The organism is Niabella sp. (genome assembly GCF_030150205.1).
Classification (GTDB): Bacteria; Bacteroidota; Bacteroidia; order Chitinophagales; family Chitinophagaceae; genus Niabella.
This window is the reverse complement of record NZ_JASLGT010000027.1, coordinates 240,400-265,390: the sequence shown is the minus strand read 5'-3', so window position 1 is coordinate 265,390 and position 24,991 is coordinate 240,400. Positions and strand designations below refer to the sequence as shown.

The 24,991-nt window shown below is 46.4% G+C and carries 20 protein-coding genes; 12 read left to right on the top strand and 8 right to left on the bottom strand.

The window, feature by feature from the left end; translation table 11 throughout:
• Positions 1-54: 54 nt before the first annotated feature.
• A complete protein-coding gene (gene gltX / locus Q1V85_RS21220; protein ID WP_300602917.1) occupies positions 55-1,581 on the top strand; it encodes a glutamate--tRNA ligase in 1,527 nt (508 codons plus the stop codon).
• A 67-nt stretch (positions 1,582-1,648) separates the two neighbouring features.
• Here gltX and Q1V85_RS21215 read toward each other — a convergent pair whose 3' ends face one another.
• Entirely contained in the window at positions 1,649-3,463 is a 1,815-nt protein-coding gene (locus tag Q1V85_RS21215; RefSeq protein WP_300602915.1) for an ABC transporter ATP-binding protein, read from the bottom strand.
• Between the two features lie 46 nt (positions 3,464-3,509).
• Here Q1V85_RS21215 and Q1V85_RS21210 point away from each other — a divergent pair, with 46 nt between their 5' ends.
• Positions 3,510-3,917, top strand: a complete 408-nt coding sequence (locus Q1V85_RS21210; protein ID WP_300602912.1) for a ribosome-binding factor A — start codon at positions 3,510-3,512, stop codon at positions 3,915-3,917.
• 107 nt (positions 3,918-4,024) lie between these two features.
• Entirely contained in the window at positions 4,025-5,248 is a 1,224-nt protein-coding gene (locus Q1V85_RS21205) for an FtsX-like permease family protein (RefSeq protein WP_300602909.1), read from the top strand.
• A 114-nt stretch (positions 5,249-5,362) separates the two neighbouring features.
• Here the strand turns inward: Q1V85_RS21205 and Q1V85_RS21200 are convergent, their stop codons facing one another.
• Positions 5,363-6,196: a transketolase gene (locus Q1V85_RS21200; protein ID WP_300602906.1), complete on the bottom strand. Its 834-nt coding sequence runs from the start codon at positions 6,194-6,196 to the stop codon at positions 5,363-5,365.
• Between the two features lie 226 nt (positions 6,197-6,422).
• Between Q1V85_RS21200 and Q1V85_RS21195 the strand changes: the two genes are divergently transcribed.
• The 5 genes from Q1V85_RS21195 to Q1V85_RS21175 all read left to right on the top strand — a co-directional run bounded on the left by Q1V85_RS21195 (position 6,423) and on the right by Q1V85_RS21175 (position 9,988).
• A complete protein-coding gene (locus Q1V85_RS21195; protein WP_300602903.1) occupies positions 6,423-7,511 on the top strand; it encodes an MraY family glycosyltransferase in 1,089 nt (362 codons plus the stop codon).
• 87 nt (positions 7,512-7,598) lie between these two features.
• Positions 7,599-8,162: a ribosome recycling factor gene (gene frr, locus Q1V85_RS21190; protein WP_300602900.1), complete on the top strand. Its 564-nt coding sequence runs from the start codon at positions 7,599-7,601 to the stop codon at positions 8,160-8,162.
• Between the two features lie 69 nt (positions 8,163-8,231).
• Positions 8,232-8,657 (top strand): large conductance mechanosensitive channel protein MscL, encoded by a 426-nt coding sequence (mscL, locus tag Q1V85_RS21185; protein WP_300602897.1) that lies wholly within the window; start codon positions 8,232-8,234, stop codon positions 8,655-8,657.
• 106 nt (positions 8,658-8,763) lie between these two features.
• Positions 8,764-9,552, top strand: coding sequence for a segregation/condensation protein A (locus Q1V85_RS21180; protein WP_300602894.1), 789 nt, complete (start codon positions 8,764-8,766; stop codon positions 9,550-9,552).
• 19 nt (positions 9,553-9,571) lie between these two features.
• Positions 9,572-9,988 carry an OsmC family protein gene (locus Q1V85_RS21175; protein WP_300602891.1) on the top strand — a complete coding sequence of 139 codons (417 nt, stop codon included), beginning with the start codon at positions 9,572-9,574 and terminating at the stop codon, positions 9,986-9,988.
• Positions 9,989-10,108: 120 nt separating this feature from the next.
• Here the strand turns inward: Q1V85_RS21175 and Q1V85_RS21170 are convergent, their stop codons facing one another.
• The 3 genes from Q1V85_RS21170 to Q1V85_RS21160 all read right to left on the bottom strand — a co-directional run bounded on the left by Q1V85_RS21170 (position 10,109) and on the right by Q1V85_RS21160 (position 14,107).
• Entirely contained in the window at positions 10,109-11,152 is a 1,044-nt protein-coding gene (locus tag Q1V85_RS21170) for a patatin-like phospholipase family protein (protein ID WP_300602888.1), read from the bottom strand.
• Between the two features lie 8 nt (positions 11,153-11,160).
• A complete protein-coding gene (locus tag Q1V85_RS21165) occupies positions 11,161-11,679 on the bottom strand; it encodes a hypothetical protein (protein WP_300602885.1) in 519 nt (172 codons plus the stop codon).
• Positions 11,680-11,911: 232 nt separating this feature from the next.
• A complete protein-coding gene (locus Q1V85_RS21160; protein WP_300602884.1) occupies positions 11,912-14,107 on the bottom strand; it encodes a helix-turn-helix domain-containing protein in 2,196 nt (731 codons plus the stop codon).
• Positions 14,108-14,297: 190 nt separating this feature from the next.
• Between Q1V85_RS21160 and Q1V85_RS21155 the strand changes: the two genes are divergently transcribed.
• The 3 genes from Q1V85_RS21155 to Q1V85_RS21145 all read left to right on the top strand — a co-directional run bounded on the left by Q1V85_RS21155 (position 14,298) and on the right by Q1V85_RS21145 (position 17,453).
• Positions 14,298-14,864, top strand: a complete 567-nt coding sequence (locus Q1V85_RS21155; protein WP_300602882.1) for an ORF6N domain-containing protein — start codon at positions 14,298-14,300, stop codon at positions 14,862-14,864.
• A gap of 74 nt (positions 14,865-14,938) precedes the next feature.
• Positions 14,939-16,012, top strand: a complete 1,074-nt coding sequence (locus tag Q1V85_RS21150; protein ID WP_300602879.1) for an AI-2E family transporter — start codon at positions 14,939-14,941, stop codon at positions 16,010-16,012.
• Positions 16,013-16,022: 10 nt separating this feature from the next.
• Positions 16,023-17,453 (top strand): S41 family peptidase, encoded by a 1,431-nt coding sequence (locus Q1V85_RS21145; RefSeq protein WP_300602876.1) that lies wholly within the window; start codon positions 16,023-16,025, stop codon positions 17,451-17,453.
• Positions 17,454-17,593: 140 nt separating this feature from the next.
• On the opposite strand, the gene ligA is transcribed toward Q1V85_RS21145, so the two are convergent.
• From ligA to Q1V85_RS21130, 3 genes are all read right to left on the bottom strand, one after another.
• Positions 17,594-19,690, bottom strand: a complete 2,097-nt coding sequence (ligA, locus tag Q1V85_RS21140; protein WP_300602873.1) for an NAD-dependent DNA ligase LigA — start codon at positions 19,688-19,690, stop codon at positions 17,594-17,596.
• Positions 19,691-19,957: 267 nt separating this feature from the next.
• Positions 19,958-22,837: a hypothetical protein gene (locus Q1V85_RS21135; protein ID WP_300602871.1), complete on the bottom strand. Its 2,880-nt coding sequence runs from the start codon at positions 22,835-22,837 to the stop codon at positions 19,958-19,960.
• The gene (locus tag Q1V85_RS21130) at positions 22,834-24,084 is read right to left on the bottom strand and encodes a 6-bladed beta-propeller (RefSeq protein ID WP_300602868.1); all 1,251 of its coding nucleotides are present in this window, start codon (positions 24,082-24,084) and stop codon (positions 22,834-22,836) included. Before Q1V85_RS21130 ends, Q1V85_RS21135 begins: the two co-directional genes overlap by 4 nt.
• A gap of 185 nt (positions 24,085-24,269) precedes the next feature.
• Between Q1V85_RS21130 and Q1V85_RS21125 the strand changes: the two genes are divergently transcribed.
• On the top strand, positions 24,270-24,974 hold the full coding sequence (locus Q1V85_RS21125; protein WP_300602865.1) for an NUDIX domain-containing protein: 705 nt from the start codon (positions 24,270-24,272) through the stop codon (positions 24,972-24,974).
• Positions 24,975-24,991 lie beyond the last annotated feature (17 nt).

Genomic DNA, 24,991 nt, shown 5'->3' with positions numbered 1-24,991 from the left:
TCGCTGACCACTGAAACTTGGAACCTGGAGCATGAAACTTTAAATTTGCAGCCTATGAGTACAGATAAAAAAGTAAGAGTGCGTTTTGCGCCTTCACCAACCGGTGGATTACACCTGGGTGGTGTACGGACCGTTTTATACAATTACCTGTTTGCACGTCAGCACGGCGGCGATTTTATTTTAAGAATTGAGGACACCGATCAAACCCGTTTTGTAGCGGGTGCAGAGGACTATATTTTTCAATGTTTGGCCTGGGCCGGTCTGGAGCCGGATGAAAGCGTAAAAAGAGAAGGCGATTATGGCCCTTACCGTCAGAGCGAGCGCAAGGAACTGTACCGGGCCTATGCGGAGCAGTTGGTGGAAAACGGACAGGCCTATTATGCCTTTGACACTCCGGAAGAACTGGAGCAAATGCGGCAGGATTTTAAAACCGAACAAAATCCTTCTCCCCAATACGATCACCAGGTGCGCGATAAGATGCGGAACTCGCTGACTCTTTCAAAGGAAGAAACAGACCGGTTGTTAAAAGAAAATACAAGGCACGTGATCCGTATTAAAATGCCGGAGCATGAAAGCGTAGGTTTTACCGATATGATCCGCGGCGAAGTAAGCTTTAATACCGCTTTGGTGGATGATAAAGTGTTACTGAAGGCCGATGGCATGCCTACCTATCACCTGGCGGTGGTAGTGGATGATTATTTAATGAAGATATCGCATGCGTTTCGCGGGGAAGAATGGCTGCCCAGCGCGCCGGTACATATCCTGTTGTGGAAATACCTGTTTGGCCTGGAAAATATGCCCCAATGGGCCCATTTCCCGCTGATCCTGGGTCCGAATGGAAAATTGAGCAAGCGGGATGGCGCCAAATACGGGTTCCCGGTGTTTGCGATGAACTGGACCGACCCCAAGACCGGTGAGCTGACCGAAGGATTTAAAGAGAAAGGATTTTTGCCGGAAGCATTTATCAACCTGCTGGCGGTATTGGGCTGGAATGATGGTACCGAGCAGGAACTGTTTTCACTCGATGAACTGATTACCAGGTTTTCGATTGACCGCGTGCACAGCTCTGGCGCCAAATTTGATTATGAAAAGGCAAAGTGGTACAATCATGAGTGGATCAAGAAGCTGGCTCCGGAAGACCTGGCCGGACGTGTGAAAGAAGTATTGACTGCAAAAGATATTGCTGTTTCCGATGACCGGCTATTACAGAAGATCGTGGAAATGGTGAAGGACCGTACTACGCTGCTGACCGATTTTTATGAACAAACGGCGTACTTCTTTAAAACACCTGAAAATATCGATATCACGGCCATTCAGCCCAAATGGAATGAAGCCAAGCAATTGTTTTTTACCGAAGTGATCCGCAATTATGAATTGTCCGGCGACTGGAAAGCGGAGACGTTGGAAAATAACTTTAAGGAAATTGCGGCGGCCAACCAGTTAAAACCCGGAGAGGTCATGTTGCCGCTGCGTATTATGCTGGTGGGGGGAAAGTTTGGCCCGCATGTATTTGATATTGCGGAGATCTTGGGGAAAGAAGAAACCATCAAACGGATCCAGCATACGTTGGGATTGATTTGAGATTTGAGATTTGAGATTTGAGATTGCAATCTATTAAGGTACGAAAAAAAACATCAAATCTCAAATCTCATTTTACTTCCTGCATTTCCACCAGTTTCTTATAAAAGCCGTTCTGTTCAATCAGGCTGTTATGGGTACCCCGCTCCACGATCTGTCCTTTTTGAAGCACAATGATCTCATCGGCATTCCGGATGGTGCTGAGGCGATGGGCGATTACAATACTGGTACGGTTTTGCATCATCTTATTGATGGCGTCTTGCACCAGTCGTTCGCTTTCGGTGTCCAGGGAAGACGTGGCTTCATCCAGGATCAGGATGGGCGGGTTTTTTAAAAGCGCACGGGCGATGGTAAGGCGCTGGCGTTCGCCACCACTGAGCTTGGCGCCCCGGTCGCCGATATTCGTATCATATTGCAGCTCCTTTTGAACGATAAAATCGTGGGCATTGGCAATTTTTGCAGCCTGCACAATCGCCTCCTTTGAAGCAGAGGTATGTCCCAGCGCAATATTATGCGCAATGGTATCATTAAATAAAATGGGTTCCTGGGTTACAATGCTCATCAGGTTCCGTACGGAATGCAGGGCGTATTCTCGGATATTGATGCCATCGATGAATACCCCGCCTGCTGTTACATCATGAAAACGGGGAACCAGGTCGGCCAGTGTCGATTTTCCGGCCCCTGAAGATCCTACCAGGGCAACGGTTTGTCCCTTTTTGATCTTAAGGTTGATATCCTTCAGGATCACCTGGTCGTTGTAGGCAAAGGAAGCATTCCGGAACTCAATTTCTTGTTCAAAATGCTCCAGTATTTTACCCCTGGGATTATCGTCTACTGTAACGGGCGTATTCAGAACTTCTTCAATCCGCCTGATGGCTGCGGATCCCTTGTTTAAATTGCTGAATGAAGTAGAGAGCGTTTTTACTGGGTTGATGAGGTTATAGAACATGGCCAGGTACGCAAAGAAGGCCGGTGCCCGCAGTTCAATACTGTCCGACAATATCAGCCGGCCGCCAAACCATAAAATGCCTACAAAGACCATTACTCCCAGGAACTCCGACATCGGAGAGGCCATATCCCGGCGGCGGCTGATGCGGTTTTTGGCATCCATCAGCTGATCATTTACCGTATCGAACCGGCCTTTTAAAAGCCCTTCCACGTTAAAAGCCTTAATGACACGAAGCCCATTCAGGGTTTCATCAAGGATGGAGAGCGATTCGCCCAGTTTGATCGCTGCTTCGTTAGATGGGCGTTTCAGGGCCTTTGAAATACGGCCTAAGATCAGGCCGATCACGGGAATGCACAATAAAATGGATCCCGTAAGGAGCGGACTGATCAGGAACAGCGCAATCAGGGTAAAAATGATATTGAGCGGGTCCTTGATCCAGCCTTCCAGCACACCAATTACGGAGCTTTCCACTTCGGTTACATCATTGGTTACCCTGCTGATCAGATCGCCCTTCCGTTGTTCGGTAAAATAACCCACCGGGAGCCGGAGGATCTTATCATAAATATCTGCCCGGAAATGGTTCACGATCTGGTTCTTGATCGGGTTCAGTACATAGGAAGAAAGATAGAGAAAGAGATTTTTGAGAAAGATGGCAACTACCAGTACCACACATATGGCGCCCAGCAATTGCGCAGCGCTCAACTGAGCTCCGGCAACCAGGTGCATAAAATAACCTTTCATATCGGTTAAAAGGCCCGGATCTGTTCCCGCCGGAGTGGAAGGCTTGTTCCCATAAAAGATAATATCAAAGAAAGGCTGTAGCAGCGCAAAGCTAAAAAGCGCAAAAACAATCGATAAGATGGTGAACAAAAAATAGAGCAGAATGCCGCCTTTATAGGGGCGCAGGTAGTATAAAATCCTTGAATATTTTTTCATTCCGGAAGGTTGTGTGCACTAAAACCTCTAAAGTAACTAATTTTACATGGAACAGAAAGAGAAGATTATGCAGGAAAGTAAACGGCAAAAACAAGTGGCAGCGCTGCTGAACGAAGAAATGAATGGCATTTTTCAGCGGCTTGGGCTGAATATGATGGGGGGCGGAATGGTGTCCATATCAGGCGTAAAAGTAACACCGGATCTTTTGGAAGCGCGTTTTTACCTGAGCTTTTTCCAGGTAACCGACGCGGCAGCGGCGCTGAAAAAAGTAGAGGAACGGCACCATGAAATAAAGAAAGAACTGGCGGCATCCGTTCGCCACCAGCTGCGCAATATGCCGGTGCTGAAATTTTTTGCAGACGATACACTGGACCATGTATTTAAAATGGAAGAGCTGTTTAAGAAGATAGAGGACGAGCGGAAACAGCAGGGGAAGCCGGATAGTGGGCAGTGAACTGTTTTAAGTTATCAGCTATCAGCTATCAGTTATCAGCAATCAGCCTTCAGCTGTTATACCTCGGCTAAAAGCTGATTACTGACTCATCATCAAAATCATCTCCATTGCAATTCCTATTCGCCTGGCGCTATTTCAGGGCAAAAAAATCGACCAACGTTATCAACATCATCGCGTGGATCTGCATCGTAGCGATTATGATCGGCACGGCGGCATTGATCCTGGTGCTGAGTGTGTTTAATGGCTTTGAGGGGCTGGTAAAATCGCTGTATTCCTCGTTCTATCCGGATATCCGGGTTTCGCCGGCATCCGGAAAATACCTGGCGCTCGATGAAAAACAATTGCAGCAATTAAGGGGTGTTGGTGGCGTGCGTAGTTTTTCGCTTGTGGTGGAGGAAAAAGCCATCCTCCGGAACGGGGATAACCAGGCGCTGGTTTCGTTAAAAGGGGTTGACGACCGCTTTAAAAGCATTAACGGTATTACCGATCATATCGTAAACGGCCGGTTCGATATCGGTACCGCAGAGCATCCGCGGCTGATAGTGGGGGGCGGTATTGAAGGCTCGCTGGGCATCCGGTCTGTTCCCAAGGCTGCACCCATGAGCATTTACATTCCAAGAAAGAGCGATTCGGAAGAATTTGATGCCGCCAGCAATATTACGCCGGATACCATACGGAGTGCAGGCACCTTTGTGATTCAGCAGGATTTTGATAATAAATACGCCATTACGCAGATTGATTTTCTAAAACAGGCAATGGGCCTGGATGCACGTGAATTCAGCGCCATTGAAATTGCAGTAACCGATCCTTCGGCAACTGCAAAGATCCAACAGGCCATTCAGCGGTTGTTTGGCAACGGCTATAAGGTGCAGGACCGCTACCAGCAAAACCAGAGCCTTTACGCTATCATGAACCTGGAGCGCTGGGTTTTCTATGCCATCCTGAGCCTGATCCTGGTGGTAGCTGCCTTTAATATGGTGGGCGCCCTGACCATGCTGGTGCTGGAAAAACAAAAAGATATCAGTGTGCTGAATGCACTTGGTGCCGACCAGGGTTTTATCCTGAAGGTGTTCCTGAGTGAAGGGTTTTTATTGGCCACCATCGGCGGTGGCATGGGCATGCTGCTGGCATTGTTGATGGTGATCCTCCAACAACAGTTTCACCTGGTTCCCTTGCAGGGCGGCTCCTTTTTGATCGATTATTTCCCCGTGGCATTAAAAATAAGAGACTTTCTGCTGGTGGCCATAACCGTTCTGGTGATCGCATTTGTAGCATCCTGGACACCGGCTCGCAAGGCCTCCAGAAAAGAATTCTCGTTGAAGGCAGAATAAAAGGCATAAAAAAATGGTTACCGCTTTTAAGCTGTAACCATTTATATATTTTTTTGGTGAGGACTTCTTAAATCTCCGGATCCCAACCTGAAACCTCAAACGTGAAACCGGACCTTAATAATCGCCCAGTGTTTCCGGTAATTGCTCCAGCGCCTTGGCCAGTTGCTCGTCATTGGGGGCAATGCCATGCCAGCCATGGTCGTTTTCCATAAAGTCGATGCCTTTACCCATGATGGTATGCATCATAATAGCGATCGGCTTTCCTTTACCGGTAGCAGCGCGCGCCTTATCCAGTGTGGCTACCACTTCGTCCATATCATTACCGTTCATCTCCATTACTTCCCAGTCAAATGCTTTGAACTTTTCGCTCAGGTTACCCATATTCAGCACCTTGTCGGTAGGACCATCAATCTGCTGACCATTCCAGTCCACTGTTGCAATCAGGTTATCTACCTTATGGGCAGCAGCAAACATAATCGCTTCCCAGTTCTGTCCTTCATTCAGCTCGCCATCACCATGCAATGAAAATACCAGGTGTGAATCCTGGTTCATTTTTTTGCTCAGCGCAGCACCAATAGCCACGCTCATTCCCTGTCCCAGTGAACCGCTTGCGATGCGGATGCCCGGCAGGTGCTCATGCGTAGCCGGGTGGCCCTGCAGACGGCTGTTTATTTTGCGGAAGGTAGCCAGCTCTTTTACATCAAAATAACCGGAACGGGCTAAAACCGAATAAAATACGGGTGAAATATGGCCGTTCGACAGGAAGAACAGATCCTCATTGATACCGTCCATATGAAAAGCAGGATCATGCTGCATCTCCTTAAAGTACAGGGCTGTTAAAAAATCAGCGCATCCAAGAGATCCTCCGGGGTGGCCGCTGTTTGCGCCGTGAACCATTCTTACAATATCACGTCTAACCTGTGATGCGATTTCCTGTAAACTTGCCATAGTTTGTTTTTTGAAGAGCAAAAGTGCATTTTTTTTTTGATAATTCCTGTTCATTAGCAATGAATTCTGGGCTCCCGGGGATTTATTTTGGGATTAAAATCTGCCCAAAAATTGCTATCTAGGTTATAAAGCTTATTTTTGCCCCTGTAAACCTTATTTAATGCTAGAAATTCTGGTAACAGCTATAATAGCTTTTATAGTCGCGTTTCTCGCAATTCCGGTTGTAATGCTCATTGCTGACAAGAAGAAACTGTATGATATACCGGATGAACGTAAACTCCACACACATGCAATAGCTTCTTTAGGCGGAGTGGGTGTTTTTGTCGGTTTTCTTTTTGCGGGTCTGCTGTGCATTAATTTTTCCAATGCTCCGGAAATGCGCTATTTCCTCGCTGCGGCTACGCTGACCTTCTTTATCGGTCTTAAAGATGATATCATCGCGTTGTCTGCTACAAAGAAATTTGTGGCCCAGATCATCGCAGCAGCCATTATCATCCATCTGGGCGGTGTACGCCTGGAAAGTATGCATGGCGTGTTAGGAATGGAAACCCTGGATCCGATGTATGGTGTACCACTGACCTATTTTACCATCATCCTCATCATTAATGCCTATAATTTAATTGATGGTATTGATGGTTTATCCGGCAGTTTGGGTCTGATGGCTACCCTGCTTTTTGGCACTTATTTTCTGCTGGCCAAAATGTATCCCTATGCGGCTTTTTCCTTTAGCCTTTCGGCGGCGTTGATGGCCTTCCTTATCTTTAACTATCACCCCGCCAAGATCTTCCTGGGCGATTCCGGATCCTTACTGGTAGGCATGGTGGTATCGATACTTGTGTTGAAATTCATTCATGTGGCCAGTGAGCCGGGTGCAGCGCTGCCCATCACTTCTGCGGTTGCAGTAGGTGTTTCAGTACTGATTGTACCCCTGGTAGATACGATCCGTGTTTTTGGAAACCGGATCCTTCGGGGAAGGTCGCCCTTTTCACCAGACAGGAATCATGTGCACCACCTGTTGCTGGACCGCGGCCTTGGGCATTCCACTGTAACCCTGATCTGCGTTACGGCCAATATCTCCTTAATTCTTATAACTTATTTAAGTCGCAATTTTGGAAATACTGCGTTGATCCTGGCCTTGTTTGGAACAGCCTTTGTTGCACTGGCAATCCTTTACTATACCCTGCCCAAAAGAAAACTTGTTATTCACCGGAGATATGTGGTAAACCAGGCAAACAAAGAGCGGCTCAGTGCCCCTTCACAGTCTAAAGTGATCAACCTGCAGACCAAGGAAAAAATTCAGGACCGGATTCGCTAAGCGGTAGTAATTTCCGCATTTCAGCCCTATACGCCATAGTTTCAGTTCCAATTCATTAGATTTGCAATCTTAAAATTTTTTGATTTTATGCAGGAACAAGTAAGTAAGCTAATTGAATCATCGGAGGAGGGTATGAAGAAAGCCATCGCACACCTGGAATCGGAACTAGCCAAAATAAGGGCCGGGAAGGCGAACCCGCAGATACTGGACGGGATTTATGTAGACTATTACGGATCTGCAATGCCTATTAACCAGGTTGGGAATATCACTGTGCTGGATGCCCGCACCCTTAACATTCAACCCTGGGAAAAGAATATGCTGCAGCCTATTGAACGGGCCATCATCGCAGCAAACATCGGCATCAACCCGCAAAATGATGGTGTTAATATCCGTTTGTTTCTGCCACCACTTACAGAAGAGCGCAGAAAGGAGTTGGTAAAGCGGAGCTATGCAGAGGGAGAGAATTCTAAAGTGGGTGTGCGGAGTGCGCGCCGTGAAGTGATTGAGGGCGTTAAAAAACTGCAGAAAGAAGGCCTGAGCGAGGACGGTGTAAAGGATGCTGAAGCCGCGGCCCAGCAGCTGACCGATAAATACATTGCACTTGTTGAAAAATACCTTGCCGTAAAAGAAAAAGAAATTATGGCTGTTTAAGCCATAAGATGATACCAGCGCATCTCAGAAATTCGAATCACTATTTATAAAACTTAAAAATTCAGTTACATGGGAATGCTCAAAGAATTTAAAGAGTTTGCCATAAAAGGCAATGCTGTCGATCTGGCGGTGGGTGTGATCATCGGCGGTGCCTTTGGCAAAATTGTTACCAGCGTTATCGATGACCTCATTATGCCGGTTGTGGGTGCCATCATCGGCAAACCGGATTTCAGCAGTCTATACCTGGTGCTAAAAGGCAATGTTCCCCCGGGAACCAAGCTGGAGGAAGCCCGTAAGATTGCAGACACATCGATTTTTGCTTATGGTAATTTTATTACGATCGCCATTAATTTCCTGTTACTGGCGCTGGTGATCTTCTGGATGGTAAAGGCTATGAATAAAATGAAGAAGGAAACACCGCCACCGCCGGCTGAAGGACCCTCTTCAACAGATCAGTTGCTGATCGAAATCCGCGATGAGCTGAAAAAACGATAAAATCTGCCCAATTTATGCACAAAACGCCCTGTAAAAGCAGGGCGTTTTTTAGTGTCAGGGCCTTATTTGTTACATTTGTCTTCTTTTACAGATTCAATATTTTTAAGTGAGTGCAACGTATCAGATAAAACTTTCTCAATTTGAAGGACCGTTTGATCTTCTGCTGTTTTTTATTGAACGGGATGAGCTGGATATTTACAATATTCCCATTACACAGATCACGAACGACTTCCTCGCTTACATAAAAGATCAGGAGGCGCTGAACATTGAGTTGTCCAGCGAATTCATCCTGTTCGTATCCACGCTGATGCGCATCAAGGCAAAAATGCTGATACCGCGCAAGGAGCTGGATGCGCAGGGCAATGAGATCGATCCGCGCGAAGAACTGGTAAATAAGATCCTGGAATATAAACGCTTTAAAGAAGCATCGGCTCAAATGGCCGAACTGGAAGCCATGCGGATGCTGATGGTAAAGCGGGGCAATATTCAAAAGGAATTATCAGTGATTGGAGAAGAAGCCGGGGAAGGTACAGAGATCCACGCCATCACCATGTTTAAACTGATGAAGGCTTTTGAACGGGCTATGCAGCGATATTCGGATAAGGTTAATACCCCCGTGCATACGGTGGTGCGGTATAATTATTCCATGGAAAACAGCCGTACCCAGGTAATGGATGAGGCACAACGTTCCAAAACACTTTCTTTTGAAAAACTGTTTGATTATGCAGAAACCCGTGTGCATGCGATTTTCCTTTTTCTTTCAGTACTGGAATTGGTGCAGCAAAGTTTTCTGAAGATCATGATCGGGGAAGGTAAGAATAATTTTATCCTGGAATATATACCACCGGAAGACCGCGAGGAAGCCATGACCGCTATAGAACCCACATTCTCTTAACCATAAAAATAAAAAACTCATGAAACGTTTTGCATCAGCCAACTGGCAGGGAACGGGAAAAGAAGGAACCGGAAAAACTTCTACACAATCGGGTGTATTAAGCGATACGCCTTATTCTTTTAAAACAAGGTTTGAAGAAGGCAACCCCGGCACCAACCCGGAAGAGCTGGTAGCTGCCGCACACGCAGGGTGTTTTACCATGAAACTGAGTTTTGTGCTGAATGAAGCCGGTTTTACAGCCACCAATATTGACACAAAGTGTACGGTTACATTCGAAAACGGCGCAGTAACCGAAAGCCACCTGGATGTGGAAGCTGCCGTACCCGGCATCGACCAGGCGGCATTTGATGCGGCTATTAAAGACGCCGAAGCCAATTGCCCCATCAGCAAATTATTGAATACAAAGATCACTTCCGCCGCTACCTTGGTGGGTTAATGTGGTGATCGTTTACACGGAATTTGCAATCAAGCCGATTGTAATCAAATATTCTGATTACAATCGGCTTGATTGTTTTGCTGTAAGCAACATCCGGTCTGGTATGTCCGAACCCACCAGCTAAGCCCAATCGGTTTCCCCGGGTTTTAAGTGGGCTACATAGTTTTGCAGGGCTATTTGGCCCAGCCGCACCATCCGTTGCATTTTATCGGGTTGAAAGACCAATCCGCCGGGGCCGCCCTCCAGGGCCGTATCCGGTTGGATGATGTGTAGTTTTATGGGTGCCCGGTGCAGCAGGTTCTGATAATCCGGGTTGGTACTGCCAAAATAACGATCCAGCGTCGCGTCAGCAATGCCGTCTGCTTTCATGGCGGCTTTTACCTGGTTGATATAATTGATAAAATGGATGTACTGCCGTGGCGCAAACAGGTCGTTATCCGCAACATCGGTTATAAAAACGGAAACCGTTTGCAGCAGGATCGACAGGAGGTCTTTGTAGGTTGTGGGATCGGGCGCATGATTCCGCGCAGAAAGCAATATGGTGAACAGCTCCTGGGCGCCGGCTTCCAACGCAATGCCCACACCGGCATATTCCCGGGTACCTCCGTCTACATACTGAAACCCCGGGTTTATGGCACCGGGAAGACCGATGTTGATCCGCACCGGAGGCATAAATACGGGCTGACTGGCAGAGGCCATTACGGCTCTGCGGAACTGCTCGGCACTATTTAGGGTTTCAATACGGTAATAACTTCCGGCGGCAGGCGCGGGATGGGTTGTATAAACCACCAGTTCCTGGCTTTGCAGACAGGTAGTGGTGAGGTATACCCTGGCGGCAGATGCAAGCAGCTGGTTGTAAAAATCATCGGTGTAGATTTGCCGTATTTTGGAACCAAGGCCATTGGCTGTATTCAGCGCATTGCTGTTCCAGATGCTGACGCCCAGGTCCTGCGCCTCCAGCAGATCCTCCGTTGTAACACTGGTATATAACGCCTCCAGCACATCCAGCCGCTTCAGGGCTGCAAGCGGAGCAATCAACGCCCCAGTACTGGTACCTACTACCGTATCAAAGCTGAGCCGGTAGGTTGTTTCCAGGTCTTTTACAACACCAACTGCAAACGCGCCTTTGGAGCCGCCGCCGCTTATAATGAGTGCTCTGTTCATGGCTGTTTTTATTCAAACTGCGGTTTGATCTTTTTTGTTTTATTAAACTGGTAGGCAATAAAGGATTGAAACCACCATTGGTTCAGATGATAATCCCGCTGTGCGGTGAGGCCCAGCTGGATCTTTTGCAATAACTCCAGGCCTATGCCGCCGCCGGCCATCCGCTGCTTATGGGTTCCCCAGTTTGCCTCCGCAAGGAGTTGCAGGTTCCCAAATGCCAGTGCCATGGGTTTGCTGGTTCGAAGATCTGCTAATTTTAAAGCCGCTGTGGGGCCAAATAATCCGGAGAACTGTTTGTTGTGATACACAAGTCCGGCATTAGCACCCAATCGCAATGTGTTGGCAATTACGGTAACCTGTGGGCTTAATGCAAATCCCCCGGTATACAGGTCCGGGGTAAGGGCGCCAAATCCGGTGGTAAGCCCATTGTTGAGTTTCACCAGTAAAATACCCCCTTTTGTAAATTCTGTGACCTGTTTTTTTTGGGCGCCGGCGGCAAGAAAAAACAGCAGCAGGAGAGGGATCATCGCCCCTGTTTTTATAGGCATCGGAAAAAGTTTTCTTAAAGTTACGATTTTAGAGCGCGGAAAAACACCGCCAATTCCGGGGAGGAGCTCAGGCTTCAATAACGCCAGTGAAACACAGGAAATTCAGATTGTTTATATAAGGGGTAACGCCACAAAAAATTTTAATGTTGCCTGAAGAACTTTGCACCTGGGGCAAGCCAGGAAGATCGTATTCAGTACCTCAGTGGCTGGTTTAGCTGTTTTGTCCGGATGGTTCCTTTGCGGCTTGTTTTTCTTTGCCGGCCCAATAGGTGAAATGATTGATGAGCACTCTTAATTCATGGAATTCAAAAGCCGGAAGTGCCGCCTTGGCTGCTGTAACAGAGGACCATTTATCTGGTTCAAATGCCTTATGAAATAGCTGTAGCTGCGCTTCTGAAAAAAGGCGGTGAATATCCAGTATGCCCACCTGGGCTACCCGCGCAAAATGTCCGTAAATGGTGCTAACGGCAAGGTTGCGTGCACTTGCAATTTCTTCGGCTGTTTGCCCTTCTTCCAGCAGGTGGTAGCTGACCAGGTGCGAGGGCTGGGCTTTTTTTTCTTTTACGGCTACTTCAATATCTTTTTCTGCAGCCAGCAATTTCTTTTCCAGAAAACTGGCATTTTTTAAACCCTGCAGGTAGGCCTCCAGCTCAGTCATCAATAGTTCCACTGAACGGATATAGCTTTTTACACCTTTTTGATTCCGGGTCTTATTATAGTAGGCTGTTAGCGGAGTCAGGATCTGTTCCTGTACCTGGTCGAAAAAATAGTTAACGGCTCCCGCGCCTTTTTCTGAAATGGTATCCCAGATATCGGGGGCCGGATCGCGCATCTTCCGTTGCACAAAGCCCTCAAATTTGATGAAGGTGCTTTCGAGCGACCGGCCGTGTTCCTGTATCGATGCTGCTATCCGGGTGAAGGTTTCCTCATCGTTAAGTGGTTTCTCGCGGCCGGCCTGCATCCAGTTTTCCATAACGGTTAAAAATGGGGCGCAATTCAGCGTGCGGAGCAGTTTGCTGGCGGCAAAAGCATGTTTTTCGGTTTCGTAGATCCGTTCAATTTTCCCGGAAGCGTCGGTTGCTTCATGAAAGCCAGCGATCCGTTCATCCCGGAAGATATTGGAAGACCTGATGGCTGATTTTAAAACAATGCCTTCCAGTGTACGGCAGCGGCTCAGGGCTACATATACCTGGCCGCTGGTAAAGGAGGCGCCGGCATCAATGATCACTTTATCAAACGTAAGTCCCTGGCTTTTATGAATGGTAACGGCCCAGGCCAGCCGGAAAGGAAACTGCTCATAGCTGCCGATCACTTCTTCCTGGATCTCTTTTTTATCATCCAGGTAATATTTTTTGTTTTCCCATATTTCCCGCTCCACCGCCAGCTCCGTTTCCGATCCCTCCGGCATTACAATGATCTTGTCTTCTTCTGCCCGCAATACCCGGGCCAATCGCCCGTTGTAATATTTTTTTGATTCGGATGCATCATTACGGATAAACATCACCTGCGCATCGGGCTTTAGCAACAGGTTGGGATCATTGGGGTACAGGTGTTCCTTAAAGTCGCCGCTGATGATGGCAGGACAGGCAATGCCCGTTCCGGCCAGTTCCTTGAGTTGCCGGCTATTGATATTATCCGCCATATAATTGTGCGAAACCAGGTATACATAACGATCCTGCGGCTCAAAGCCGGGTTGGTACCGGGTGTTCAATAATTTAAAATCGATGCGGCTGGTCTCCCCTTCGCGGATGGAGTTGAGCAGGGATATAAAAACCGGATCGCTCTGGCGGAAAACGGTTGTCAGTTCAATGGTAACAAAAGGCGTGGCTTTAAGCGCCTTCGATTCAAAAAAATACGGCGCTGTGTAAAAGGCCGACATCAGTTTTTCTGAATTGGGTTTTACTACTGGCGGCAGCTGGTACAGGTCGCCGATTAGTAAGAGCTGCACGCCGCCAAAAGCGAGTGCGGAACGCCGGGCGGTTTTTAGTGCCAGGTCAATCATATCCAGCACATCTGCCCGGAGCATCGACACTTCATCAATGATCAGGATTTCAAGCGCTCTTAAAAGGTCCAGCTTTTCTTTCCGGTATTTAAAATGCGGCAATAGCTGGGGAATATTGATCGCCTCGTTCCGGTCTACAGGATCCGCTGTGGGAAGGAAAGTGGTCAGCGGTAGCCCAAACATGGAATGGATGGTTACACCGCCTGCATTGATGGCTGCAATACCAGTAGGAGCCACCACCACGCTGTTCTTGATCGTTGTACGTATAAAGTTGTTCAGAAAGGTTGTTTTTCCTGTACCGGCTTTCCCGGTCAGGAAAACATTCCGCTGCGTGAACTCTATGATATTGTATATTTTTTCAGACAATGAGATGCCGCTTTTGGTGTGTTCAAATAGGTAGTACAAATATAGCTGTTAATTTTTAATATAGGTGGGATAGGGGCCGGTAACAGGTATTGCTATTATTTTGTATCTTTATAAAGCACCTTTTAAAACATTAACCATGCAGACACTAATACGCAAAATGCCAAAGTCAGGCATAAAAATTTCAATCATAACTATCAGATTCAGAAACAAATGCTAAATATTAAACACCATGGCAACTAAAAAACTGCTGAGCCCTGTTGCGGAACAGGAAATCATAAACAGGATATACGTGGTTCGGGGAAACAGAGTGATGCTGGATAGTGATTTATCAGAAATATACGGAGTAGAGACAAGAGCATTGAACCAGGCGGTAAGCCGGAATGAAAACCGTTTCCCGGAAAGTTTTATGTTCCGGTTAACAGCAGAGGAGTGGACGAACTTGAAATCACAAAATGTGATATCAAGTTGGGGTGGCAGGAGGAAATTACCCAGTGTTTTTACAGAACATGGAGTGCTGATGCTGGCCAATGTGCTTAAAAGCAGCAGGGCGGTAGAAGTAAGTATAAAGATCATCGAAATTTTTGTACGGTTGCGGGAAGCGCTGCTCACAAACCAGGAGCTGTTGTTAAAGCTGGAACAATTGGATAAAAGGCTGATCATGATGGGACATGATGTTGCGATGCATGATGGAGAGATCGAAACAATTTTTGAATGGATCAAAGAAATCATGGAAGCAAAAATGCGGGCCAGGCCACGTGCGCCCATCGGTTTTAAAACAAAAATTTCCGATGAATAAATTTCCGCGCCTATTCTCCACTTTTGTGGGCCGGTGACCAAAATAAGCTATTTTTATAGGCATAAAATCATAGAATGAGCTACAGAAAAATTGATAACAATATACTTCGGCAAATCGTATTGATATTATTGATCGGACTGCTTGGGTTTATGATCTTTTTTCACCTCCGGTATTTTACCCCGGGCGCCCTGGGAGCAATCACTTTGTATATTTTGTTTCGTAAAACCTTTTTCCGTTTAACGGAACAACAAAAATGGCGAAAGTCGCTGGCCAGCTTTATTTTGATGTTCACTACATTGCTGGTGATTGCGTTGCCCCTATGGCTGATCATTGAAGTAATGATTCCGCAGATCGGAAATCTGTTATCCAACAAACAGGTGATCATCGAAAAGTTCAATGCCGTAAAGGCGTTTATTGCCAGTAAACCGTTGTTGAACCGGATCAACCTTTCCGATGAATCGATGATGCGTACCCTTGGAAAAGTAACCACCTATTTTCCCAGCATCCTTAATTCGGTGGCGGAGATCTTTGTGAACATTTTTACGGCATTGTTTATTCTCTATTTCATGCAGGTAAATGCACGGGGTATGGAAAAGCGGGTGCGTCTTTTTATTCCGTTCAGTGACGAAAATACCCAAACTCTTTGGGAAGAAACAAAGATGATGGTACGCTCTAATGCATTGGGAATTCCCATCCTGGCCCTTTGCCAGGGGCTGGTAGCGGTATTGGGATACTGGATCTTTGGTGTAGACAATTTTGTAATGTGGGGCCTGATAACCGGCGCGGCATCGATGGTTCCGGCCGTTGGTACCATGATCGTTTGGGTGCCGATCTGCGTGGTTGTATTTGCCACAGGTACTGTAGGCAATGGTATTGGCCTTACCCTGTATTGCCTGATCGTAGTAGGGGGTATTGATAATGTATTGCGGTTCACCATCCTGAAAAAAATCGGCGATATTCATCCATTGATCACCGTATTTGGTGTGATCCTGGGGCTGAAACTTTTTGGAGTGATGGGGCTGATCTTTGGTCCGTTGTTCATGTCTTATTTTTTACTGCTGATCCAGATCTATCGTGTTGAGTTTGGCAAAAAAGGCGATCATCTTCCACAGGGGCCGGAAGCGATTGGTATTACCGAAAAAAAATAAGTAGTTCAAAATGAAATTGCTGAAACTGACGGTCTTATGTGTGATGATCTATGGTGCCTGTCATGCCCAGTATCTTCAGGGAAGGGTAGTGCAGAAATATGCGCGTGCTGCTATTCAAAGTGATATTGCACAGTTGTATAAAGATCTTAAGAAATATCACCTGAATCTTGAGCAGTATATTTCGCCCGATGAGTTGAAAAAAAATTTTGACCGTCTGCGGGAGGAGATTCCGGATTCACTCACTCCCCAGCAGCTTTATTACCGGCTGCTTCCGGTTATGAGCCGGATCGGCGACGGTCATATGGCCTGCCATTATTTTGATCCGGAAAAAATCACCGGCGACGATGCTTCGAAATTCATACTGCCTTACGATTCTCCGTTGAACCAGCTGCAATTGAAATTTATTGATAAAAAGATCTTTGTACTTAACCATGCCGCAGCGGAGAAAACGATTCCTCCGGGAGCAGAGGTGATCCGGATTAATGGTTTGCCATCCGGAACGGTCATTGATTCTGTATTCCGGTTTATGAACGCAGACGGCTATAATACCACATTTAAATATTTTTTCCTGAACTACCGGCCGCTGAACGGACTATGGGAATACGTATTTCATAACTGCGAAACCTTGAATGTGGTGTATAAAAATAACCAGTCTGTTGACAGCATTACGGTACATGGTAAACCGGCCGCCTCAATGGATCGGAAGCCGGATCCGGAAAGTCAGAAGCTCCCCTTTCTCAACTTCAGGCGGATGGATTCAGGTACGGCCTATCTTAAGGTAAATACCTTTGAACCGGCATGGGATACGGCAGATCAGCGGATGTTTGCAATGGTGTTTTTAAAAGAGCTTTCGCAAACAAGTCATTTGATCCTGGATCTGCGGGGCAATACCGGCGGGCAACAGGGATTGATGCTGATGTTGCTGAAAGGACTGATTACAACGGCGGTTCAGCCCATAAAATTTCCTTCGGAGCTGATAAAAGGTGTGGTGCTACCGCCCGCGGACACCGTTAAGCGGAATCAGCTGAAATATGTAAAAGAGTATAACCTGCAGGGATGGGGTAATGTAGTGCCGTTTAGCGGATCGTATAAAAACCGGCTATATGTACTGGTAAACGGGGGCACTTTTTCTGCAGCAGCCATTATGGCCAATGCATTGGGTATGGATAAACGGGCGGTGCTGATCGGCGAAGAAACCGGTGGCGGCCGCAATACCACCACCGCGGGTATCATGTATCATAACCAGATGAGGTATACCGGTATCGCTTATTCCTTTGGGTTGATCCCTTTCAATGCTACCAACCCTATAGCAGAAACAGGGCATGGAGTACAGCCAGATATAAAAATAACCTACATCCTTGAAGACTATCTGAACAATCGCGACCTGGAAATGGAACGGGCGCTGCAACTTATTGAGGCAGACAAAAGCGGGAACAAATAGCCCGGAGGAAACTTAAAATGCCTAATGTAACATATTAAGTGTAGCGGCAAGGTGCCGTTGCCACTCTGCGATCCCGATCCTTGAGTGGTCATTACTGTTACATTTTAAATTGGATATTCGCTTTTTTACATTCCCATGTCTTACTGTATCATCTTCAAAAACTCCGCTTCGGAAATGATCTTTACCGTGTTGATCTTCTTGGCTTTTTCCAGCTTGCTGCCGGCATCTTCGCCCACTACCAGGTAATTCAATTTGGCGCTTACCCCACTAACGATCTTTCCACCCTGCGCCTCCGCCATGGCCTCGGCTTCGCTGCGCTTTAGGGTAGGAAGGGTTCCGGTAAATAAAAAGGTTTGGCCACCCAGCGCTCCCGCAGTATCCAGTTGCTTGTGTGTATTGGTAAGCTGTATGCCCAGTGCCTCCAGCTCCCGGATCATTTCAATGTTGGAGGCATTGCTGAAGAAGTGTACAATGCTGCCGGCTACCTTTGGGCCGATGTCTTCCAGGCCTTGCAGGGCCTCCTGTGAAAAGTCCTGCAATTCCAGCAGGTGGCCTATATTGCTGGCCAGTACCTTGGCGGTTGTTTCGCCTACAAACCGGATGCCCAGTCCGAATATAACGCGGTGCAGGGGCTGCGTTTTGCTTCGTTCGATGGCTTGCTGCAGGTTGTCGATGGATTTTTTTCCAAATCCTTCAAGGGTGCCCAGCTTTTCAAAATCGAGCTTATAAATGCCTGGAATATCTTTCAGCCAGCCCAGGTCATAAAATTTGCGAACATTGGCTTCTCCAAAACCGCGGATATCCAGGGCATCCTTACTCACAAAGTGGATCATCCGTTCTACCACCTGTGCCGGACATTCGATATTGATGCAGCGCCAAACAGCTTCTTCTGCTTCCTTGAACAGCTCACTGTTGCATACTGGGCAGGTTTTAGGAAAATGAATATCGGTTTCATTGCCATCCCTCAGGTCTTCCATCGATTTTACGATGTAGGGGATCACATCGCCGGCACGTTCTACCAGAACGGTGTCGCCGATTTTCAGGTTTTTTTCGCGGATCACTTCTTCATTAAACAATGAAATAGAACTTACCGTAACCCCGCCGATAAACACCGGTTCAATTTTAGCAACCGGTGTTACAGAGCCGGTACGGCCTACCTGGAATTTTACCTCCAGTAATTTGCTGGTGGCCTGCCGGGCTTTAAATTTAAAGGCGATGGCCCACCTGGGGTGATGGGAGGTCATTCCCAGTTGCTCCTGCACATCGATGGCATTTACCTTTATTACCATACCATCGATTTCATAGGGGAGCTCGTCCCTTCCTGCTTCAAAATCGGCGCAATACTGGATTACGTCTTCGATTTGTTCGAAGGTCCGGAGTTCTTTTACCGGGCTCCGGAAGCCCAGTTCCCACAATAATTTCAGGGAGCTTTCATGGGTTTGCAGCGGCTCCGGAATTGCGTGCCCGGGCAATAAGGTATAATCGCTGATATGATATACGAAGGCTTCCAGGTTGCGGCGGCGAACTTCTGCCGGGTCCTTGATCCGGAGCGTACCGGAGGCCGCGTTGCGTGGATTGGCCAACGGCGCCTGTCCTTTCTCTGCCAGCTCTTCGTTGTATTTTTTGAAGTTGTTTTTGTTGATCAGTACTTCCCCTCTGATTTCGATCTGCTGGATTCCATAACGGCTGAAGGCTGCCGAAAGCGGCACGGTCCGGATCTGGCGGATATTGGTGGTGATCTCATCGCCTTCCACACCATTGCCCCGGGTAGCACCTCTTACCAATAAATCATTTTCGTAAATAAGGGAAATGCTTCCTCCGTCAAACTTGGGTTCCACACAATAAGTAACCGTAGCTTTTTTTGACAATTGCAACACCTTCCGGTCAAAATCTTTGAGATCGTCGCTGTTATACGAGTTGTCCAGCGAAAGCATGGGCACGAGGTGTTGTACCGTTTTGAAATTACCGTTCAAACTTTTACCTACGCGTTGGGTAGGAGAGTCGGGTGTAATCCAATCCGACTGATCTTTTTCCACGGCTTCCAGCATTTTAAACAAATGGTCGTATTCTGTATCCGCCAGCAGGGGATCGTTTTGTACATAATACCGGTGTTCATGAAAGCGCAGCACATTCCGCAGGGTTTCCAGTTCCTCAGGAGTTGCCGGTAAATGAATTCCTTCTTTTAAAAAGGCCCGGGTTTGTTCCTGTAGCGCCCGTATTTCTTCTTTTGTATACATAGATGCAATTTGCGGATCTAAAAGTACTTGAAAACGGGGAAACAGGGACTCTTTAACGTCTAAAGAATGATTTTTTACAGATCATTTTGACCGGCCCGGACCAGGATACATAATAGTGGTCGGGGTCGTGATTAATTGCACCTATGCTACATCGCGTCTTTATGTAGCACCAGCTACCAAAGACAGCGAGAGGCAGAAAATATATCAATGCAACGCCATGAGTAAAGATAATTTCCCTGGGTGAACCGGTTCTAAGTTCGGACAGTATTACCGTCTTATCATCATGACACCCTGGGGCGGAGCAGGGCGCCGGTTGCCGCCACCGCCGAATTTCCGGGGATAATAGGAAAAGGTGACCATAAAATACTGTTGAAGCCCATTGGTAACGGTGGTGGAGGCAAAATTGTACCCGAGGGAGTTAGTGATGTTCCTGTTTTGTTTCAACAGGTCAAAAGCAGATACTTTTACTTCGGCTTTTTGTTGCATAAAACGGTAAAGAATATTGGCGTTCCAGATCGTAAAGGCCTCAGCGTTCCTGTTAGCCGCTGTATTGGTCTGGTAGTTAACAGAAGTATTAAGGGAAAGGGATTTGGTGATAAAGTAATTGATGTTGCTGGTGGTTGTATAACTGCGGATTGCGGAAGCTTGCTGCTTGCTGTTCGATTGGTGGTTGCGGTTGGTAGAAATGATTTCACCAATACTGATATTGAATTTGTCGATCAGGTTATAAAGCAGGTTGAAGTTGTTGGAAAGTGTAAAGTTCCGGGAGGTAGATTGCAGGCTGTCAACATACCCCGGCCGGATATAGGTGCTTAACGACGGGATGTAGGTAAACCCGATCGTACTCTTTTTATTGATATTGTGTGAAAAATTGAGATTGAGGTTTGCCGAAAGGTTTCGCTGATAACCCACATTAATTAAGTGACGGATGCTTCTTCCGGATGAGTCGCGGAGGTATATCAGGCTGTCACCTATTGCGTTGTGCGTATTGTTGAAGTTGAAACCCAGTCTTACCCCGTAATTGCTTTTGCTATTGGGCCTGGCACGGCTGATATCAAAATTGTAATTCATATATTGAACTTTTGATGCCTTCAGGAAGGGATTCCCCGCAATTATATTATAACGTTCGGTTGTATCGATGATGGGATATAGCTGATCAATTGAAGGCAGCTGCGTACTCGTATTGGCCCACAAATAGGAATAGATCCGGAATGCGTTTTCCTTTTGATAATTGAAATTCGCGTTTAACGAGGGTAAAAAGGTGTTCATTGACCGGTCTATATTCCGGTTAAGGATACTCGACTCGTTTTTCTGGGTTTGGAACTGGTAGCGCAGGTCCAGTCCAAAGCTCAGCCAGTAATAATATTTTCCCCAAACAGATTTATTAAAGGACTTATTAAAATTGAGCGCGGGGTTATAGGAAAAATTGGTAAGCGTATTGGTATTAGTCAGCTGCCGGTTTATCACGTATTGATTGTTCGGCTTGTCAAGGTCAAAAGCGGCTGCGTCCTGCTCATTCCGGGAGAAGCTGATGTTATTGATCAGCGACATATTGATGTTGAAAAAATTATAAATGCCGAACAGGAATTGCCGGAACCCGTCGTAGTTTAGACCGATATTGGCGTTATAGCTTTTGTTCTTGTTGTTGTATTTGCGGTCGATCGTATTGGTATAGATACTGTCAACGAGTGATTCATAGGTATTTACCGTACCCCTGTTGCTTACGTTTTCGTTATACCCGCCTCCGAAATTGATGGAAAAATTCTTCCGAGGATCGTCGCGCAGCTCAAAATCGTTAGAGCGTAGCCATCCAAACATATAAAAATTGTTGCTGTTGCTGCTGGAGTAGCTGTTGCTGTTGGTGCGACTTACAGCTGTACTATCATTCCGGAACATGTCCGTTGAAGCAGCGGAGGTGCCGGAGCTGTACTGGTTTACATAATTGGCGCTGATGTTTACGAAGTTTCCGAATTTTTTCCGGTTCTCATACAGGAATTTTGCCGTGTTGCTGGTGTTTTCATTGATGCTTCTGTTTTTATTGAGGGTGGTTAGTCTGTAATCGTTGATCGGTTGCACATTGGTGCTGTTTGAGGTAATATTGCTGTTGGTATTAAGAAATCCATAGTCGGTAGTAAAGCGGTTATAAAACTGGGAGTTGTCCGATTCTGTGAAACTATGTTGCCATTTCAGGTTGCCATAGGTTCTCCGGGTAATGCCGTCATTGGCATTGCCCCTGCCTCCATAAAAGAAGCGGAAATTAGATTTAAACGTATTTTCCATAAAGGCATTTTCACCGGTACCTTCTTCTTTATTAATATTGTTGATGCCGGCGGCTATTCCCAGTTGGTTCTTTTTGTCGTAGGCCTGGGCAACACCATCCCCCGTATAACGGTCATCTGTACCATATCCCGCACCTATTTTCCCAAACAGTCCTTTTTTCTTGTCACCTTTTAACTTGATGTTCATCGAATAAAGAGAGTCGGTTTTTTGTTCGGTATTGGTTAGTTTGGAAACGTCCTTTTCCTGGTACAGCTGTATTTTTTCGATGGCATTTTTTGGAAGGTTCTGGGTGGCTGTTTGTGCCGCGCCACCAAAAAAGGGCTTGCCGTCTACATATACCTTTTCCAGCTTCCGGCCGTTCATGGTAATGGTACCATCGCCCCAAACCGTAAGGCCGGGTACGCGGAGCAGCATGTCTTCCACCACGGCGTTGGAATCCAGCTTGAACGCGTCGGGGTTGATCTCGAGGGTATCGCCATTCATACGCAATGGCTGTACGGCTTTTACGATCACCTCGTCGAGCTCATCCTTGCCCTGATGGGTAAGGAATAGTTTGCCAAAATTAGTGAGCATATTCAACGTATCCAGCTGAAAATTCCGGACCAGCGGCCGGTACCCGGCGTAAGAAACAATAAAGTACAGGGCTGTTTTTGCAGGGATATTCTTAATGTCAAATTCTCCCTGCGTATTGGTGAGCTGAAACTCCACGATGCTGGAATCGGCCTGTTTATAAACGGTCACAGAGGCCGACTGTAATGCATAGTCGTTTATCGAATCATACAGGATCCCCTTTATGGCGCCTGTTTTTTTCTGAGCAAAGAGTGCGGCTGGAAGCAGGATCAGGATCAGTAGTACAAGGCGTCTCATTTTATAGCAGGATTAATTTTTAATTGGATGATAACAGGGTTGCTGAATTTGCCGATCTGATCCAGCAGTTCTTTTAAAAATGGTGGCGGCGCATTGTTATACCTCGAAAGTATACTGGCTTTTTCCTTTAGCAAGTCACCGGGGGAAACATACGTGTACACATACTCGCGGTCACTATTGCTAATTTTTGAAAAAATACCAGCGGGCATGAAACAGGTGGTGCTGTCTGAAGTGGTTTTTGAAAGATCGTAGAGCAGGGAGGCATTTTTATTAAATACATAGCGTTTGTAGCCCCAGGCATTATCGTTCATGCCAAAGAACAATACCTTCTCCAGGTCGATGATATTGAAAAAAGACCGGATGGCTTTTCCGTATTTTGTTTTATAGCTGGTGTAATCGATATTGTTCCGGAATGCCGTGGTATAAAAAGAAGCCGGCATGGTGTTGGCAGCGGGAAATACAAACCGGTATTCGGATATCAGCGAATCGTTCACCAGTTTATAAAGCGTGTTGTCGTAGTTTTTTTGAATGTAAACAGTGGAGTCGTTTAAGGTCCGGTCAATGTTGATAGAGATATCATCAAAATCGGTGGGGAGTTTGGCAACATTCAGAAACGGAAAGTAAGAACGCTCCTTGGTATTGCCATTCATAATATCCAGGTGATACAATACGGTATCTTTTGCATACTTATTGTAACGGCTGTTACGCACCAGGTAGCACCCGTTCATATAGTACAGGTTGTTGATCGCATAGTAAGGCACCGGCAGTTTTTCGACCCGGTACTGTTCTTTGTCACCCAGGTACAACAATTCAATATTCTTATATTTGGAAAAATCCCTGTTGCCCGGCTTTTGCGTCATTTGCAGGACTTTGGAAAACGGGATGGTGTAATTTTTATTGGAACTTGTAAAAAAGATGGCGTTTTTAGCATAACTGTACTGGAGCTGTCCCAGTTTGTATTTTTTCTTTTTATACTTATGTAAAAATTTCCCATTCTTATCGAATATGAGTATCGAATTGGATTCATTGTCCATAAACACCAGCCGGTCCGGGGTTACCACAAAGTCGGCCATGTTGTTAAAGTAGCTGTTTGAGGTGGTTTCAAGGGGAATCAGCCGGATCTCCGAAAAGAGGTTGGCCGCTTTTATACCCAATGCATTATCCGGAACGATATATAGCGCCTGGTCCTGTGCGGAAGCAGTTAGCCTTAACAGGAGCAGGCAGGCAACGGTCAAAAAATGTCTCATAAAAAGTTTTGCGAAAGATACCCCGGATTTTTTTTCTACGATATTTTCGTAGTGTGTTTAACGTTTTATTGTGACTGTATGAACGATCGGTTGTTAGTATTTTTTTCAAAGTACTTCTGGAAAATGCTGCTAAACAACGGGTAGTTTATAACTCAAATTGTACTTTTGTAACCATCACAAAAACAATGGCTAAAAGTTCAAATCTGAAAACGGCAGCGCTGGAGAAAAGCAGCCACCTGGAGTATTTTAAAATTGCGGTGTCGGTCGATTGCGTCATTTTCGGATATGAAGAAAAGGAACTAAAGGTACTGCTGATCAAATCCGACCTTAAAGAATTTGCTGGTCTGTATTCCCTGCTGGGCGATCTCGTACGGCCGGACGAGGATCTGGACACGGCTTCTTACCGGGTGTTAAAAGAGCGCACAGACCTGGATGATGTATTCCTGCAACAGGTGCATACCTTCGGTTCTATAAACCGGCACCCATCAGGAAGGGTTGTTTCAACAGCGTATTATGCGCTGGTAAACATCAATAACCACAAGCTCAAGATCAACAATAACGACCTGCGCTGGCATTCGGTTAAAAACGTTCATAAGCTGGCATTTGATCATAAGGAGATCCTGGCCACCAGCCTGCTGCATCTGCGTGGGCAGATCGAAGAACACCCGGTGGTACATAACCTGCTGGATGAAAAATTTTCGCTCCGGGAATTGCAGGAAGTCTATGAAGCCGTTCTTAATACACCGCTGGATCGCCGTAATTTCCGTAAAAAAATTACCCTCAAAAATTGGCTGGTAGACCTCAATGAAATGGAAGATAACGTGTCTCACCGCCCCGGAAAACTCTATAAGTTTAAGCCCAAGCTGATCAAAAACAATAAGTTAGTATAAGCTATAAATTTTTTTAC

Bases quoted from the DNA above. Each gene is read 5' to 3' on its own strand.
- gltX (WP_300602917.1), top strand. From the start codon at position 55: ATGAGTACAGATAAAAAAGTAAGAGTGCGTTTTGCGCCTTCACCAACC.
- Q1V85_RS21215 (WP_300602915.1), bottom strand. From the start codon at position 3,463: ATGAAAAAATATTCAAGGATTTTATACTACCTGCGCCCCTATAAAGGC.
- Q1V85_RS21210 (WP_300602912.1), top strand. From the start codon at position 3,510: ATGGAACAGAAAGAGAAGATTATGCAGGAAAGTAAACGGCAAAAACAA.
- Q1V85_RS21200 (WP_300602906.1), bottom strand. From the start codon at position 6,196: ATGGCAAGTTTACAGGAAATCGCATCACAGGTTAGACGTGATATTGTA.
- Q1V85_RS21195 (WP_300602903.1), top strand. From the start codon at position 6,423: ATGCTCATTGCTGACAAGAAGAAACTGTATGATATACCGGATGAACGT.
- frr (WP_300602900.1), top strand. From the start codon at position 7,599: ATGCAGGAACAAGTAAGTAAGCTAATTGAATCATCGGAGGAGGGTATG.
- mscL (WP_300602897.1), top strand. From the start codon at position 8,232: ATGGGAATGCTCAAAGAATTTAAAGAGTTTGCCATAAAAGGCAATGCT.
- Q1V85_RS21175 (WP_300602891.1), top strand. From the start codon at position 9,572: ATGAAACGTTTTGCATCAGCCAACTGGCAGGGAACGGGAAAAGAAGGA.
- Q1V85_RS21170 (WP_300602888.1), bottom strand. From the start codon at position 11,152: ATGAACAGAGCACTCATTATAAGCGGCGGCGGCTCCAAAGGCGCGTTT.
- Q1V85_RS21165 (WP_300602885.1), bottom strand. From the start codon at position 11,679: ATGATCCCTCTCCTGCTGCTGTTTTTTCTTGCCGCCGGCGCCCAAAAA.
- Q1V85_RS21155 (WP_300602882.1), top strand. From the start codon at position 14,298: ATGGCAACTAAAAAACTGCTGAGCCCTGTTGCGGAACAGGAAATCATA.
- Q1V85_RS21150 (WP_300602879.1), top strand. From the start codon at position 14,939: ATGAGCTACAGAAAAATTGATAACAATATACTTCGGCAAATCGTATTG.
- Q1V85_RS21145 (WP_300602876.1), top strand. From the start codon at position 16,023: ATGAAATTGCTGAAACTGACGGTCTTATGTGTGATGATCTATGGTGCC.
- ligA (WP_300602873.1), bottom strand. From the start codon at position 19,690: ATGTATACAAAAGAAGAAATACGGGCGCTACAGGAACAAACCCGGGCC.
- Q1V85_RS21135 (WP_300602871.1), bottom strand. From the start codon at position 22,837: ATGAGACGCCTTGTACTACTGATCCTGATCCTGCTTCCAGCCGCACTC.
- Q1V85_RS21130 (WP_300602868.1), bottom strand. From the start codon at position 24,084: ATGAGACATTTTTTGACCGTTGCCTGCCTGCTCCTGTTAAGGCTAACT.
- Q1V85_RS21125 (WP_300602865.1), top strand. From the start codon at position 24,270: ATGGCTAAAAGTTCAAATCTGAAAACGGCAGCGCTGGAGAAAAGCAGC.